The following is a 13,682-nucleotide window of genomic DNA, read 5'->3' as shown; positions in this document are numbered from 1 at the left end:
TGAACGCTTGGAGCCGGAAATTTGTGCGGCTATCGCACGGTATCCCGGGCCCGCGGCGGGGCGCAGGGGCTTTCGCCTCGAGCGCCGTGCAGGCTATGACTATGCCATGCTGTCCCGCCCCTTTTTCATCGGATCCGAAATCTACCGCGGCTCTTCCTATGGCCGCACCCATCCCTTGCGGGTGCCGCGGGTTTCCACCGTGATGGACCTGTCCCGTGCGCTGGGCTGGCTGCCGGATGAGGTCTATGTGAATTCCCCCCGCGCCAAACCCGCGGCGCTGACCATCTGGCACACGCCCGAATATGTCGCCGCGCTGCAGGCGGCGGAGGCTGCGCAGGAAGTGAGTGCAGAGGTGCGCGCACGGCATCATCTGGGCACCATTTCCAATCCTGTATTTCCGGAAATCTTCCGCCGCCCGGCCACCGCCGCGGGCGGGTCGATCCTGGCAGGTGAGCTGCTGGCGGAGGGCGGCATCGTCTACAATCCGGCAGGCGGTACGCACCATGGAATGCCGGACCGAGCCAACGGGTTTTGCTACTTGAACGATCCGGTGCTGGCGATGCTGTCCCTTCGCCATCACGGCGCGCAACGGATCGCCTATGTGGACATCGACGCCCATCACGCCGACGGGGTGGAGCACGGCTTTGCCGGCGATCCTGACGTGCTGATGATCTCGGTGCACGAGGAAAACCTCTGGCCCAAGACCGGCAGGCTGAGCGATGACGCGGGCGGATCAGTGCTGAACCTGCCGGTGCCGCGCGGCTTCAACGATGATGAAATGGCCCATATCCGCGATGAATTGATCCTGCCCGCGGTAGAGGCGTTTGGCCCGGATGCCATCGTGCTGCAATGCGGGGCGGATGCCGTCACTGAAGACCCGCTGCCGCATCTGGATCTGTCGAACAACGCCCATTGGACGGTGGTGCGGGCGCTGATGGGGATGGCGCCGCGCTATCTGGTGCTGGGCGGCGGTGGCTATAACCCGTGGTCGGTCGGGCGGCTCTGGACCGGGGTCTGGGCCACGCTGAACGGGTATGAGGTGCCGGAGCGATTGCCTGCAGCGGGCGAAGCGGTGCTGCGCGGGCTGGAGTTCAACGGCAACCGGCTGGGCCGCAACCCGCCGGAGCATTGGTTCACGACGTTGCGCGACCAGCCGCGCGGTGGAGAGGTCCGGCAGGAAATCCGGGAGCGGGTGGCCTATCTGCGTGACAGGCATTTCAGGGGCTAGCGCAGCATTGGCAGAATGCCAGGCGCAGACTGCGTCTTGTTAAGACGTGACCAGAAACTTCAGCACCGCAAAGCCGACGATGGCCGCATAGCCGATGGGGTAGATCCACTTCAGCGCGTAGTTGTCGAGCTTCCGGGCCAGGGTCTCGCGCCCGGCCAGTTTAAGCCGGCGCAGCACCACGTTGAAGACGATGACCGCACCGGTGGCAAGGAACATCCACTGCAGGATGAAATCAAGAAAGGTCAGGTATCCCAGCTTAGGCAGGTCCGCTGAAATCGCCCAGTTGAAGGCGACAAAGACCAGCAGGTTCGCACCTGAGATTTCGATCCGCTTGCGGTACTCGTCGAGGAAAAAGACCGACCAGCTGACGGCGATCAGCACCAGCATGGGAAGGAACACCCGGATCAGGTAGTAGGTGATGTGCCTGCTGCCTTCGAACACCAGCGTGATCTGGTCGCTGTCATTGCCGGAGATCCCTTCGGCGTTGGACTTGATCAGGCGCGCATTCCCAAGGATCCATTCCTCCTCGCCCAGCAGATCGCCCAGCCCAGAGTGGTCGTTCAGGGGGTAGTAGCTTACGAATTCCGCAGGCAGAACTGAGGCGACTTCGAATTGAAACCGCTGGGTGTCGAACGGGTATTTTCTGAAATCGAAATACGGGGCCTGCAGCGTCAGCGAGGATTTTTCAACATAGACCACATGGCCGTCTGAGCGGACACCGGCTGCGGATTGGTGGATCCAGCGGTTGGATTGCTGGTTCTGGATCACGAAAACCGGGATGACTGCACCGGCAGACTTGGCGTAGTCCGCCAGCGCATCGGGCTGGAATATGCGGTAGTTCCGCCCGAACGCGCCGGCATCGAATGCCAGCGCCGGGTCTGTCCATTCGGCCCGGATGACCGCAACCGCCCCATAGTTTTCAGACTTCTGATCGACGTTGACGATCTGGTCGATCTTGATGCCGATGCCCACTTCCAGCGGGGCTTCGGGTTGTCCGGTCAAACCTTCCAGCCTGCCCGAAAGCTCCTGCTGTGCCCAGGCTGGCCAGGCAAGGCAGGAAAAACACACCGCAGCCAGAGCCAGAAGGCGGATGAGAGGCTGGAAGATACCGGAAACAAACATACTCAAGCTGCCAGTTTACAAGGGAAACCGCGAAGCCCGGCCAGCGGGTGCTTCGCGGCAGTACTGTTACTCCGCCCAGCTTAGCGCACTCAGGTCAATCGCGGCAGTGGGCGCGTTTTCCCACAGCCCTTGCAGCCCTGCCTTGGCCACCCCCAGCTTGGCCAGCTGGAACAGGTAGCCGTTCACATAATCCGCTGCGATCACCTCCTGCGCCTCTTGCAGGATCGCGGCGCGCGTTTCCGGGTCGGTGGTGGTATTCAGCTTTGCCATCAGCTCCTGAAACGGCTTGCTGTCATACTGGAAGTAATAGTCTGGCCGGGCATAGATGCCGATGTCCATTGGCTCGGTATGACTGATGATCGTGAGGCCAAAGCTCTTGCCGCGGAACACGCTTTCCAGCCATTGAGCCCATTCGACGTTGATGATCTCGGCCTTGATGCCCACGGCGGCCAGCTGCGCGGCAACGATCTCACCGCCGCGGCGGGAGTAGGAGGTCGGCGGCAAGTGCAGGGTGGTCTCGAACCCATCCGGGAAACCCGCCTCCGCCAGCAGCACCTTGGCCTGTTCCGGGTCGTATGAGGACATGCCGGTCAGATCCTTGTAGGCCGGGTGGTGCGGCGCGAAATGGGTGCCGATCGGGGTGCCGTAGCCGAACATGGCGCCGTCGATGATCGCCTGCCGGTCGATGGCATGGGCCAGGGCCTGCCGCACCCGGATGTCATCAAACGGCGGCTGCTTGTTGTTGGTGGACAAGATCGTTTCGCCCTCGGTCGAGCCGACCAGCACCTGGAACCGCGGGTCTGCGTCGAACTGCGGCAGGTTCTCCGGCGCCGGGAAGTTGTCAAAGGCGTCGATATCCTCGGCCATCATCGCGGCAAAGGCAGCGGTGGGGTCGGAGATGAACTTGAAGGTGGCCGAGGCCAGCGCAGGCTGTTCGCCCCAGTAATCCGGGTTGCGCGCCAGCGTAATGCGGTCGCCTTGCACCCATTCTTGGAAGGTATAGGCGCCGGTACCGATGGGATTGGTTTTGATGTCTTCGATGCTTTCCGGTGCGACGATCACCGCATCGCCCCAGGCCAGGTTGAACAAGAGGCTGCCGTTCGGTGCCTCCAGCGTGACCTGCACGGTCTGCGGGTCCAGTGCCTCCACCGAAGCGATCCCCTCGAACAGCGCCTTCTGCGCGTTGGTGCTGTCCTCAGCGCGGGCGCGGTCGAGCGAGAATTTCACGTCTTCCGCATCCAGCGTGCTGCCGTCGTGAAAAGTCACGCCCTCACGGAGCTTGAACGTATAGACGGTGCCGTCCTCGGAAATTTCCCAGTTTTCCGCCAGCGCCGGCACCACCGACCCATCACCCATAAAACGAGTCAGACCCTCGAAGATATTGCTGTAAACCACCGAGTCTATGGCCTGCGCGGCGGCACTGGTCGGGTCCAGGTGCGGCGGCTCCAGCTGCAGGCCGATGGTGACGCTGTCTTTGGCCCAGGCGCCGCCCGCCAGCAGTGCCAGCGCGGAACTGGCGGCAAAAACAAAGGATCTGAAACCCATCTGAAATCTCCCTGTGTGCAATCTGCGGGCCTGAAAACGGCGCCTATTGGAAACGAGTTTCCCTGTTTCCCGTGCGTAATCAAGGCCGGGCGGCATTTCGCGCACTGGAAGCACGCGGCGTTAATTGGTAATCCGTGTCCACTCTAAGAACCGCGGACAGGACAGCCATGAGCGCGACAGCCAAGAAACAGGCGCCCAACGCCGAAGACATCCGTGCCCGCAAGGGCGGCACTCCTTTGGTGAGCCTGACGGCCTATACCACGCCGATGGCCCGGCTGATGGACAAGCACTGCGACTTCGTGCTGGTCGGCGACAGTGTCGGCATGGTGCTGCACGGGCTGACCTCCACCCTGGGCGTCACAATGGAGATGATGATCCTGCACGGCCAGGCGGTCGCGCGCGGTCTGAACCAGGCGATGCTGGTCATCGACATGCCGTTCGGGTCTTACGAGGAAGGCCCGCAGCAGGCGTTCCGCAACGCCGCCCGGCTGATGGCTGAAACCGGCTGTGCCGCGGTCAAGCTGGAAGGCGGCGTCGAGATGGCCGAAACCATCCGCTTCCTGGTCAAGCGCGGCATCCCGGTGATGGCGCATATTGGCCTCACGCCGCAGTCGATCAACACCCTGGGCGGCTACAAGGTGCAGGGGCGCGATGCGCAGGCTGATGCCGTGCTGGCCGATGCCCGCGCGGTGGCTGAGGCCGGGGCGTTTTCCGTGGTGCTGGAGAAGGTGCCACAGAAACTGGCCGACAAGATTACCGCAGAGGTTGCAATTCCCACCATTGGCATCGGCGCCAGCGCCGGCTGTGACGGGCAGATCCTGGTGGTTGATGACATGCTGGGCTTCTTCACCGCGTTCAAGCCGAAATTCGTCAAACGCTACGCCGATCTTGGCCCGCTGGCTGAGGCCGGGATTGCCGAATACGCCGCCGAAGTGCGGGCACGCAGCTTCCCCGCAGCGGAGCATGTGTTCGCTGATCAAGCGCCTTCCAAAGGATGAGTGCCGGCATGACTGCTCCGATCCTGCGACGTCTGTCTGACTTGCGCGCCCAGACGGCAGACTGGCGCCGCAACGGTGAAACCATCGGTCTGGTGCCGACTATGGGCGCGCTGCACGCCGGCCATCTGTCGCTGGTGGAGGCCGCCAAACAGGCTTGCGACCGCGTGATCGTGACCATCTTCGTGAACCCCAAGCAGTTCAACAATCCGGAAGATCTGGCGAACTACCCGCGTACCGAGAACGAGGACGCGGAAAAGCTCGCGCCCTACGGCGTTGACCTGATCTATGTCCCGGACCCGGACCAGATCTACCCGGACGGCTATGCCACCAATGTCTCCGTCGGCGGCAGCATCACCGCGGTGATGGAAGGCCCCTTCCGGCCCGGCCATTTCGATGGCGTTGCAACGGTGGTCGCCAAGCTGTTCCTGCAGACCAGCGCGGACAAGGCGTTTTTCGGCCAGAAGGATTACCAGCAGCTGATGGTGGTGACCCGCATGGCGCGCGATCTGGACATCCCGATTGAGGTCATTGGCTGCGAAACCGTGCGAGAGCCGTCGGGCCTCGCCATGTCCTCTCGCAACCTACGGCTTTCGGAGGAGGCTTTGGCGAAAGCTGCGGCCCTTAACGCCGCGATGCGCGAAGCTGCCGCCAAGGCGTCCGAGGGCGAACCCTGGGCGCCGCTGGAGGCCGCCGCGCGTCAGGCGCTGGCTGAGGCGGGGTTCGGCGACGTGGAATACTTCGACCTGCGCTGCGCTGAAACACTGGAGGCGCTGGACACTCCAACCCGTCCGGCACGCCTGCTGGCCGCGGCCTGGATGGATGGCATCCGCCTGATCGACAATATCGCAGTATTGAAACTAAATTCTTAGTAGGGGCTGGTAGCGGTAGCACCTTTGCGTTTATTGTCCCCGGTCAGAGGAGACTGGAGGGCAGCCGATGACCTATATTCTGGCAATTGATCAGGGCACCACGTCGACCCGGGCAATCCTGTTTGATGCAGGCATGCAGGTCGCGGGCACCGCGCAGCAGGAGTTTACCCAGCATTACCCGCAGGCGGGCTGGGTGGAGCATGACCCGGAGGAGATCTGGGAAACCACCGTCGCGGTCTGCCGCAAGGTGATGGCGGATCTGGAGGTCTCTGCCGCGGATATCGCGGGCATCGGCATCACCAACCAGCGCGAAACCACCGTGGTCTGGGACAAGGCCAGCGGCAAGGCGATCCACAACGCCATCGTCTGGCAGGACCGCCGCACCGCCGCCATCTGCGAACAGCTGCGCGAGGCAGGCCACGCGGAAATGGTAGCGGACCGCACCGGGCTGCTGCTTGATCCCTATTTCTCCGGCACCAAGGTGAAATGGATCCTCGACACTGTTCCGGGCGCCCGCGACCGTGCCGCGGCAGGCGATCTGCTGTTCGGCACGGTGGACAGCTTCCTGATCTGGCGCCTGACCGGCGGCGCGTCGCACGTCACTGACGCCACCAACGCGGCGCGCACGCTGATGTATGACATCCGCAAGGGCCGCTGGAGCCGCACCATCAGCGATCTTCTGGATGTGCCGCAGCAGATGCTGCCGGAGGTGAAGGACAGCGCCGCTGATTTCGGCACCACCGATCCGGAAATCCTGGGCGGTCCGGTCCCGATTCTGGGCGTGGCCGGCGACCAGCAGGCGGCCACCATAGGCCAGGCCTGTTTCCAGCCAGGGATGATGAAATCCACTTACGGGACGGGCTGCTTTGCGCTCTTGAACACCGGGGATGAACCGGTTGTGTCCAAGAACCGGATGCTGACGACCATTGCCTATCAGCTCGACGGCAAACCGACCTATGCGCTGGAAGGCTCGATCTTCATCGCCGGCGCCGCGGTGCAATGGCTGCGCGACGGGCTGGGGATCATCGAACAGGCGTCGGAATCGGGTGAACTGGCCCTGCGGGCCGATCCGGGCCAGGACGTGATCCTGGTGCCCGCCTTCACCGGCCTCGGCGCGCCCTATTGGGAGCCGGAATGCCGCGGCGGCATGTTCGGCCTCACCCGCAATTCCGGCCCGGCGGAGTTTGCCCGCGCCGCGCTGCAAAGTGTCGCCTATCAGACCCGCGACCTCTATGAGGCGATGCGCGCCGACTGGGAGGACGACAGCCACCACACCGTGACCCTGCGCGTCGATGGCGGCATGAGCGCCAGCGACTGGACCATGCAAAGCCTGTCGGACATCCTGGGCGCCGCCGTCGACCGCCCGGTGATGCAGGAAACCACCGCGCTGGGCGCTGCCTGGCTGGCCGGTATGCGGGCCGGGATCTACCCGGATCAGACCGGCTTTTCCGACACTTGGAAGCTCGACCGCCAGTTCGTGCCGCTGATGCAGCCCGCGGCTCGGCAGGCGGCCTATGCCCGCTGGCAGCGCGCAGTGCAGGCGGTGATTGGCGTGTAACCACAGGGGCAGGGAGGGGGCTCCCGCCTGCTCCGCCGCGTTTGCAGAATGCGCCTCACAGTTGGGCGAGGCGCCGCGGTTTGCGCGGCGTTCTCGTTTTGCTGAGAAGCGGATTGTGTGTGCGGTCTAGCTGACGTGGGCGCCTGCCGGGATGGTAGCAGAGCGGGCATTCAGCTCTTTGATGGAGAAGCCCGCAATGGACTTGTACTTGGCGGCGTGGGCGGCCAGCTCAGCCTTGGGGATGACCTCGCCGATGTCAGCAAAGTCGCCACCGCAGAGATCTTCGACCCGCTGCAGCACCCCGTCCGGCCCGCCGCCCGCGCGGTTGGCGAGGCTCACCGCTGCCGTCACTGGGCGCACCTCTGCCTCATAGGCCTTGAGCGCCGCGGCAGTAACCCCGTGCTCCAGCAGTTTCGCGCCGATCACCCGCGCGTCGACGATGGCCTGGCTGGCGCCGTTCGATCCCACCGGGTAGGTTGGGTGCGCGGCGTCGCCCATCAGGGTGGTGTTGCCTTGGGTCCAGCGCGCCAGCGGGTCGCGGTCCACCATCGGGTATTCATAGACCACTTCCGCCCCGCGGATCAGGGCCGGCACGTCGATCCAATCGAACTGCCAATCCTCGAAATCCGGCAGAAACTCCTGAATGTCCGCAGGCCGGTTCCAGTCCTCCCGGCGCCAAGGGGCGGAGGGATCAAAGCTCTTTTCCGCAATCCAGTTCATGGTGACGCGGCCATCAATATCCGGCGCTGAGATCGGATAGGCCACCAGCCGCAGATGATCGTGGCCGATCATTGCCATTGCTGCGCCGCCCTTGAAAGCGGGCGCTTGGGTGGTGGCCCGCCACAGGATGCGGCCGTTCCAGATCGGCGCGCCCTCATCCGGCGCCATCTGCGCACGCAGGGCGGAGTGGATGCCGTCCGCTGCCACAACCAGGGACCCTTCCAACCGCCGCCCGTCCGCCAGTAGCAGCGCTGCGCCTTCGTTTGTGTTTTCAAACCCTGCCGCCCGTGCGCCGGTCTCAATGCAGTCCGCACCGGCACGCTCTGCCAGGGCGCGGTAGAGCATCATCTGCAGCGCTCCCCGGTGCACCGAATACTGCGGCCAGGCATAGCCCGCACCGGTGCCGCGGGGCTCTTCCCAGATCGTCTTGCCCAGCTTGCTGTAAAACCCCAGTTGCCGGGTGCGCACACCGATGGCGTCCAGCTCTGCTTCCAGCCCCAGTTCGAACAGCTCCCGCACCGCGTTGGGCTGCAGGTTGATGCCAACCCCCATCGGCTTCAGCTCCTGCGCGGCCTCGAAGATGCGGAAGGGCACTCCGATCTGATGCAGCGTCAGCCCGAGGGTCAGGCCGGCAATTCCACCGCCAGAGATGAGAATGGGCATGATAAGCATACTCGCTAGTTTTGCGCGCAGATAACCACGGCATACGGGGCGGAGCAAGCAGGCAGGGAAGGAAAGAAGTCAGCGCCGTCCGGCGATGATCAGGTCGGGGCCAAAGATCACATCGGCGTAGTTGTGCAGGTAGATCTTCAGCCAGGGGGTGAAGCGTTCCGGATGGCGGCTCACCTCCGCCAAGAGGTCGTGGTAGTCGACCCAGCGGGTCTCCATCACCTCATCCGGGTTGGCGGCAATCCGCAGCGGCCGGTGGGCATGGGCGAGGAACACATCCACGGCCTCATGCTCGACCAGCCCGTTGCCGACATCGGCGCGGTATTCCAGGTGGTGGCGGAATTCAGGATAAAGGCCGGTCAGCCCCAGTTCCTCATTCATGCGCCGCACGGCACAGGCCGAGGGCTGTTCGTCCCACATCGGGTGGGTGCAGCAGGTGTTCGCCCACAGGCCCGGCGTGTGGTATTTCCCCATCGCCCGGCGCTGCATCAGGATTTCCACGCCCTTCACCACAAAGACAGAGACCGCCTTGTGCTTCAGTCCGCGCTCATGCGCAGCCAGCTTGTCGACCGGGGTCAATTCACCGTTCACCCAGGCGGGGATCATATGGCTCATGCTGTGTCCGTGGCAGTTTTCTGTTCTGCGGCCTGCCGCATTCCGGCGGGTATAGCAACTACCGCTAACGTTTGCGGGCACGGAAAGCAATTACGCGAAAAGCCGCGGCTAAAATGCCGCGGCTTCAGGGCCGTTTTTGACGGCTTCAGGGCTTATTCGGTGGCGGCTTCTGCACCTTCCTCAGCCGCAGCTTCCTCCGCTGGGGCGGGGCCGTTGCTGGCCAGGAAGGCATATATGTCCTCGCCGCCCTTCTTCAGGCGGAACGACATTTTCGACTTGGCCTTGCTGTCGCCGGTTTCAGCCTGCAGGAATTTCTTAGGGTCTGCCGCGAAGGCGACGAATTTCTCTTCGTCCCACACCAGTCCGGCTTCGCCAGCGGCAACCAGGTCATCGCTGTAGTTGAAGCCATCGACGGTGCCCGCCTGACGGCCTGCCAGGCCCCACAGGTTCGGGCCGGTCTTGCCGCCCTTGACGATCACATCGCCCGCGTCGGACACCACCATGTGGCACGACTTGCACTTGTTGAACCCCTTCTCGCCCTTGGCCGGGTCGCCTTCGGCAAAGGCAGGGGCGGCGAGGAGGCCGAAAATGGCGGCAGTCAAAAGAGGTTTCATATTGCTTGCTCCAGTCTATGAGTTGGCAGGTGTGACTCATGATTTATTAGCCGGCAGTGTCAACCGGCAGTTTGACGCGCATCAAAGTCCCGGCAGGAAGCTGCGGTGTTTCAAGGCTCGGCCCAGCAGGGCAGCAGGTCGCCTGGTTCAGGCCAGGCGAGATAGACCGCGCGTGCGATGGCACGGCTCAGGCACAGCGCGGCAGCATGGCAGAACTGGCCCAGTTCCGCGTCCGGTGCCTCCAGCTCTCTGGCGCCGGTGCTGGCGGCAAAGACCAGATCGCCGTCGCCGGGGCAATGGGCAGGCAGGATGGCGCGGCCGATGCCGTCATGGGCCGCCGTGGCCAGCCGCTGGCATTGCGCCTTGGAGAGTGCCGCGTCGGTGGCAACGATGGCGATGGTGGTATTGGCCCCCTCCGGCGGCAGCGGGGCGCCGCTCAGTTTCTGGATCGCTTCGACCTTGCGGCTCTGCTGGCTGCGGCCCAGCCCGGAGGCGGTATCAGGCCCGATCCCGCCGAATTCATCGCCGATTTCAAACGGCGCGGCCCAGAAATGCCGCTCCCCCGGGGTGGTGACGGCGCCCAGCGGATTGGCTGCAACCAGGGCGCCAACGGTGACTCCGCTGTCCAGCACCAGCGATGCAGACCCCAACCCGCCCTTCAGCATCGCCGTCAGCGCGCCGGTGCCAGCGCCTGCGGTGCCAAGTTCGAATTCTTCCGCCGCCGCCTCAAAAGCCGCCCGGCCCAGGGCGCGGTAGGGGTTCTGGTCCCAGCCCTTATCCCCGCCGTTCAGCAGGTCAAAAAGAATGGCCCCCGGCACCAGCGGCACCCGCACCGGGCCGACCGGAAAGCCTCTGTCCGCCTCATGCAGCGCGTCCATCACACCGGAACAGGCATCCAGCCCGAAGGCAGAGCCGCCCGACAGCACCAGCGCGTCGATCTTTGCCACCGATTTGTCCGGCGCCAGCAGATCGGTCTCCCGCGTGCCCGGCGCACCGCCCATCACATGCACCGAAGCAGTGAAGGGTTTGTCCGCCGTCAGCACCGTGGCGCCGGATTTCAATGCCGCATCCTGGGCGTTGCCAACGAGAATGCCGGGCACGTCGGTGATCAGGTTCCTGAGACCGGGGAGCATGGCGGGACGTCCTTTATCTGGGGAGCGCGCTGGCGCGCGCGGCCTCCGGCGGGAGTATTTGAAGAAAGATGAAAAGGCCGGGTCAGATCCGCGGCTTGGGGGCTGCGGTTGCCGCATCGCCGGTGTTCGGCTCACCCTTCGGCTCTATCAGCAGCACCTTGCATTCCTGTTCGGCGCGGGGGCGGTGTGTGACGCCCTTTGGGACCACGAACAGTTCGCCCGCGCGTACGGTCCGGGGCGGCTCACCCTCGATATCCATGACCATCTCCCCTTCGAGCACCAGAAAGAAGTCGTCGGTGTCCGGGTGATGATGAAAGGGAAATTCGCCCTGAAACTTCACCACCATCACATCGTTGCCGTTGTATTCCGCCACCACATGCGGGTCCCAGTGGCTGGAGAACATCGCCAGCTTTTCTGCCAGATTCACAGGCCTCATATGCAGCGCCCTCCGTCTACTTCCATGGCGACGCCGGTGACCATGCTGGCCTCGTCCGAACACAGGAAGCAGGCGGCATTGCCCATGTCCTCCGGCGTCGAAAACCGCCCGATCGGGATGGTGGACAGGAACTTGGCGCGCATCTCCGGGGTGTCCTCGCCCATGAAGGACTTCAGCAGCGGCGTCTCCCCTGCCACCGGGTTGATTGCATTGACCCGCACGCCGTGAGGGGCCAGTTCCACTGCCATGGTCTTGGTGGCGGTGATCATCCAGCCCTTGGAGGCGTTGTACCAGTTGAGGTTGGGGCGCGGCGAGACGCCTGCGGTGGAGGCGACATTCAGGATCGCACCGCGCTGGTTGACCTTCATATGCGGAACTAGCGCGCGGGCGGTCAGGTAGACCGATTTCACGTTGACGCCCAGCACCCGGTCGAAATCCGCCTCGCTGATCTCCTCCAGGGGGCTGGGCAGGTGAGTGACGCCTGCGTTGTTCACCAGGATATCCAGCTGCCCGAAATGCGCCAGCGCTGCCTCTGCCATCGCGTTGACAGACGCGCCATCAGAGACATCCACGGTCTGCGCAATCGCATTGCTGCCCAGCTCCGCTGCCATTGCCTCTGCTGCCGCACCATTGATGTCTGCGATCATCACCCGCGCGCCTTCTGCCAGGAACTTGCGCACAATGCCCGCGCCAAAGCCCGAGGCGCCGCCCGTCACGATGGCGGTCTTTCCGTCCAGCCGCATGATTTCCCTCCCGCATTGTTTGGCGCCAGCATGGGCGGAGAGGAGAGCAGGTGCAATCCCCGGAAGCGGGGCTGGGTCAATCCGGGTCGATCTTACCGCGCGTCGCTTTCAATTCGCCGCGCTGCTTCTTGGCGTCCAGCCGCCGCCGGACTGAGCCGCGGGTCGGTTTGGTGGCGATCCGCCGCTTCGGCGCCACCAGCGCCTTGCGCACCAGCTCCGCCAGCCGCTCGCGCACGATCTCGCGGTTCCTTTGCTGGGACCGCGTTTCGTCGCATTGCAGGATGATGGCGCCGTCCTTGGTCCAGCGCCGCCCGGCCAGCCGTTTCAGCCGCGATTTGACCGGGGGCGCCAACGCAGGCGAGCGCTCGGCCTCGAACCGCAGCTCAACGGCGGTCGCCACCTTGTTCACATTCTGCCCGCCGGGACCCGAGGCGCGGATGAAGCTCTCGGTCATTTCCCAGTCTTGCAGGGTAATCTGGTCGTTGATGCGGATCATGGCTTGGGTGGTTTGCGGAAGGGGATCTTAAAATCGAAAGGGCTGTTCCACACGCGGGGAACAGCCCTTCGAGATGATAGGAGGTGCACCGGTTAGGTCAGCACCAATTCAGTGATCTATACGTACCAAGGGCTGCCTCGGCCGCACTCCTTCTGAACTGTTCCGGCACTGCTCTCCATAGCTTCTCTAGACAATGGGCACCTCCTTTCTGATGTTTCGTGTAAGCCCAGCCTGCCACAGATTCGGCAGATGTCAAAACAAAATCATGTGGTCTTTGCGGAGAGCTTACGCACGATGATGCGGAAGGGCACAAGCGCGAGCAGCGCCAGCGACAGTTTCACCAGCCAGTCGGCGAAGGCCAGCGAGACCCAGTAGGGCACCACCGGCCCCTGTCCGATCAGAGGCAGCATGTCGCCCGCCCAGGATACGTCATTGGCCGGTTCGATCCAGGCGAGCGAGACGGAGAAGGCAACAGTGAAGAAGATCGCGGTGTCCACCGAGGAGCCGATCAGGGTGGAGGCCAGCGGCGCCCGCCACCATTTCCCCTCGCGCAGTGCAGAGAAGATGGCAACGTCCAGCATCTGCGCGGTCAGGAAGGCGAGGCCGGAGCCAAGCGCAATGCGCAGGGTCACCGCCGGGTAAGTGAAGCCATCGCCCTGCAGCATGATCTGCGTGCCGATCAGCGAGCAGATTACCCCGGTGATAAAGCCCGCCACCACGACCTTGCGCGCGGCGGCAGCGCCGTAGACGCGGTTCATCACATCGGTGACCAGGAAAGCCACCGGATAGGTGAAGGCGCCCCAGGTCAGCCAGTTGCCGAACAGGAATTGCACCAGGACGTTGGAGGCCACCACCACGGCGGCCATGGCAAGAATGCCGGGAATATGCGAGCGGGTCATGCGCAGGATCCGTTTGTTTCGGGGCCGCAGAGAGGGC

Annotated in this window: 14 protein-coding genes; 4 read left to right on the top strand and 10 right to left on the bottom strand. The window is 63.9% G+C overall.

Features of this window, described 5'->3' with window-relative positions; genetic code table 11:
* Nucleotides 1-106 precede the first annotated feature (106 nt).
* The gene (locus tag GC1_RS12610; protein ID WP_019295045.1) at nucleotides 107-1,228 is read left to right on the top strand and encodes an acetoin utilization protein AcuC; all 1,122 of its coding nucleotides are present in this window, start codon (nucleotides 107-109) and stop codon (nucleotides 1,226-1,228) included.
* 39 nt (nucleotides 1,229-1,267) lie between these two features.
* On the opposite strand, the gene GC1_RS12605 is transcribed toward GC1_RS12610, so the two are convergent.
* Both GC1_RS12605 and GC1_RS12600 read right to left on the bottom strand, forming a co-directional pair.
* Entirely contained in the window at nucleotides 1,268-2,230 is a 963-nt protein-coding gene (locus GC1_RS12605; RefSeq protein WP_237754592.1) for a hypothetical protein, read from the bottom strand.
* 186 nt (nucleotides 2,231-2,416) lie between these two features.
* Nucleotides 2,417-3,895: an ABC transporter substrate-binding protein gene (locus tag GC1_RS12600; protein ID WP_019295043.1), complete on the bottom strand. Its 1,479-nt coding sequence runs from the start codon at nucleotides 3,893-3,895 to the stop codon at nucleotides 2,417-2,419.
* 167 nt (nucleotides 3,896-4,062) lie between these two features.
* Between GC1_RS12600 and panB the strand changes: the two genes are divergently transcribed.
* The 3 genes from panB to glpK all read left to right on the top strand — a co-directional run bounded on the left by panB (nucleotide 4,063) and on the right by glpK (nucleotide 7,320).
* Nucleotides 4,063-4,893, top strand: a complete 831-nt coding sequence (panB, locus tag GC1_RS12595; protein WP_019295042.1) for a 3-methyl-2-oxobutanoate hydroxymethyltransferase — start codon at nucleotides 4,063-4,065, stop codon at nucleotides 4,891-4,893.
* Nucleotides 4,894-4,901: 8 nt separating this feature from the next.
* A complete protein-coding gene (gene panC, locus GC1_RS12590) occupies nucleotides 4,902-5,762 on the top strand; it encodes a pantoate--beta-alanine ligase (protein WP_029204698.1) in 861 nt (286 codons plus the stop codon).
* Between the two features lie 67 nt (nucleotides 5,763-5,829).
* The gene (glpK, locus tag GC1_RS12585; protein ID WP_019295040.1) at nucleotides 5,830-7,320 is read left to right on the top strand and encodes a glycerol kinase GlpK; all 1,491 of its coding nucleotides are present in this window, start codon (nucleotides 5,830-5,832) and stop codon (nucleotides 7,318-7,320) included.
* A gap of 126 nt (nucleotides 7,321-7,446) precedes the next feature.
* Here glpK and GC1_RS12580 read toward each other — a convergent pair whose 3' ends face one another.
* From GC1_RS12580 to GC1_RS12545, 8 genes are all read right to left on the bottom strand, one after another.
* Nucleotides 7,447-8,703 (bottom strand): flavin-dependent oxidoreductase, encoded by a 1,257-nt coding sequence (locus GC1_RS12580; protein ID WP_029204697.1) that lies wholly within the window; start codon nucleotides 8,701-8,703, stop codon nucleotides 7,447-7,449.
* Between the two features lie 78 nt (nucleotides 8,704-8,781).
* Entirely contained in the window at nucleotides 8,782-9,324 is a 543-nt protein-coding gene (idi, locus tag GC1_RS12575; protein ID WP_019295038.1) for an isopentenyl-diphosphate Delta-isomerase, read from the bottom strand.
* A gap of 152 nt (nucleotides 9,325-9,476) precedes the next feature.
* Nucleotides 9,477-9,938: a c-type cytochrome gene (locus GC1_RS12570; RefSeq protein WP_019295037.1), complete on the bottom strand. Its 462-nt coding sequence runs from the start codon at nucleotides 9,936-9,938 to the stop codon at nucleotides 9,477-9,479.
* A gap of 110 nt (nucleotides 9,939-10,048) precedes the next feature.
* Nucleotides 10,049-11,071, bottom strand: a complete 1,023-nt coding sequence (locus GC1_RS12565) for a P1 family peptidase (RefSeq protein WP_019295036.1) — start codon at nucleotides 11,069-11,071, stop codon at nucleotides 10,049-10,051.
* Nucleotides 11,072-11,153: 82 nt separating this feature from the next.
* Nucleotides 11,154-11,507, bottom strand: coding sequence for a cupin domain-containing protein (locus GC1_RS12560; RefSeq protein ID WP_019295035.1), 354 nt, complete (start codon nucleotides 11,505-11,507; stop codon nucleotides 11,154-11,156).
* A complete protein-coding gene (locus GC1_RS12555; RefSeq protein ID WP_019295034.1) occupies nucleotides 11,504-12,250 on the bottom strand; it encodes an SDR family oxidoreductase in 747 nt (248 codons plus the stop codon). The genes GC1_RS12560 and GC1_RS12555 overlap by 4 nt, the downstream gene beginning before the upstream one ends.
* Nucleotides 12,251-12,326: 76 nt before the next feature.
* Entirely contained in the window at nucleotides 12,327-12,746 is a 420-nt protein-coding gene (gene arfB / locus GC1_RS12550) for an alternative ribosome rescue aminoacyl-tRNA hydrolase ArfB (RefSeq protein WP_019295033.1), read from the bottom strand.
* 263 nt (nucleotides 12,747-13,009) lie between these two features.
* A complete protein-coding gene (locus tag GC1_RS12545; RefSeq protein WP_019295032.1) occupies nucleotides 13,010-13,645 on the bottom strand; it encodes a queuosine precursor transporter in 636 nt (211 codons plus the stop codon).
* Nucleotides 13,646-13,682 lie beyond the last annotated feature (37 nt).

This window comes from Leisingera sp. ANG1, assembly GCF_000203975.2.
In the GTDB taxonomy this organism is placed as follows: Bacteria; Pseudomonadota; Alphaproteobacteria; order Rhodobacterales; family Rhodobacteraceae; genus Leisingera.
The sequence above is the reverse complement of the archived record's forward strand: the minus strand, read 5'-3'. Positions and strand labels throughout refer to the sequence as shown.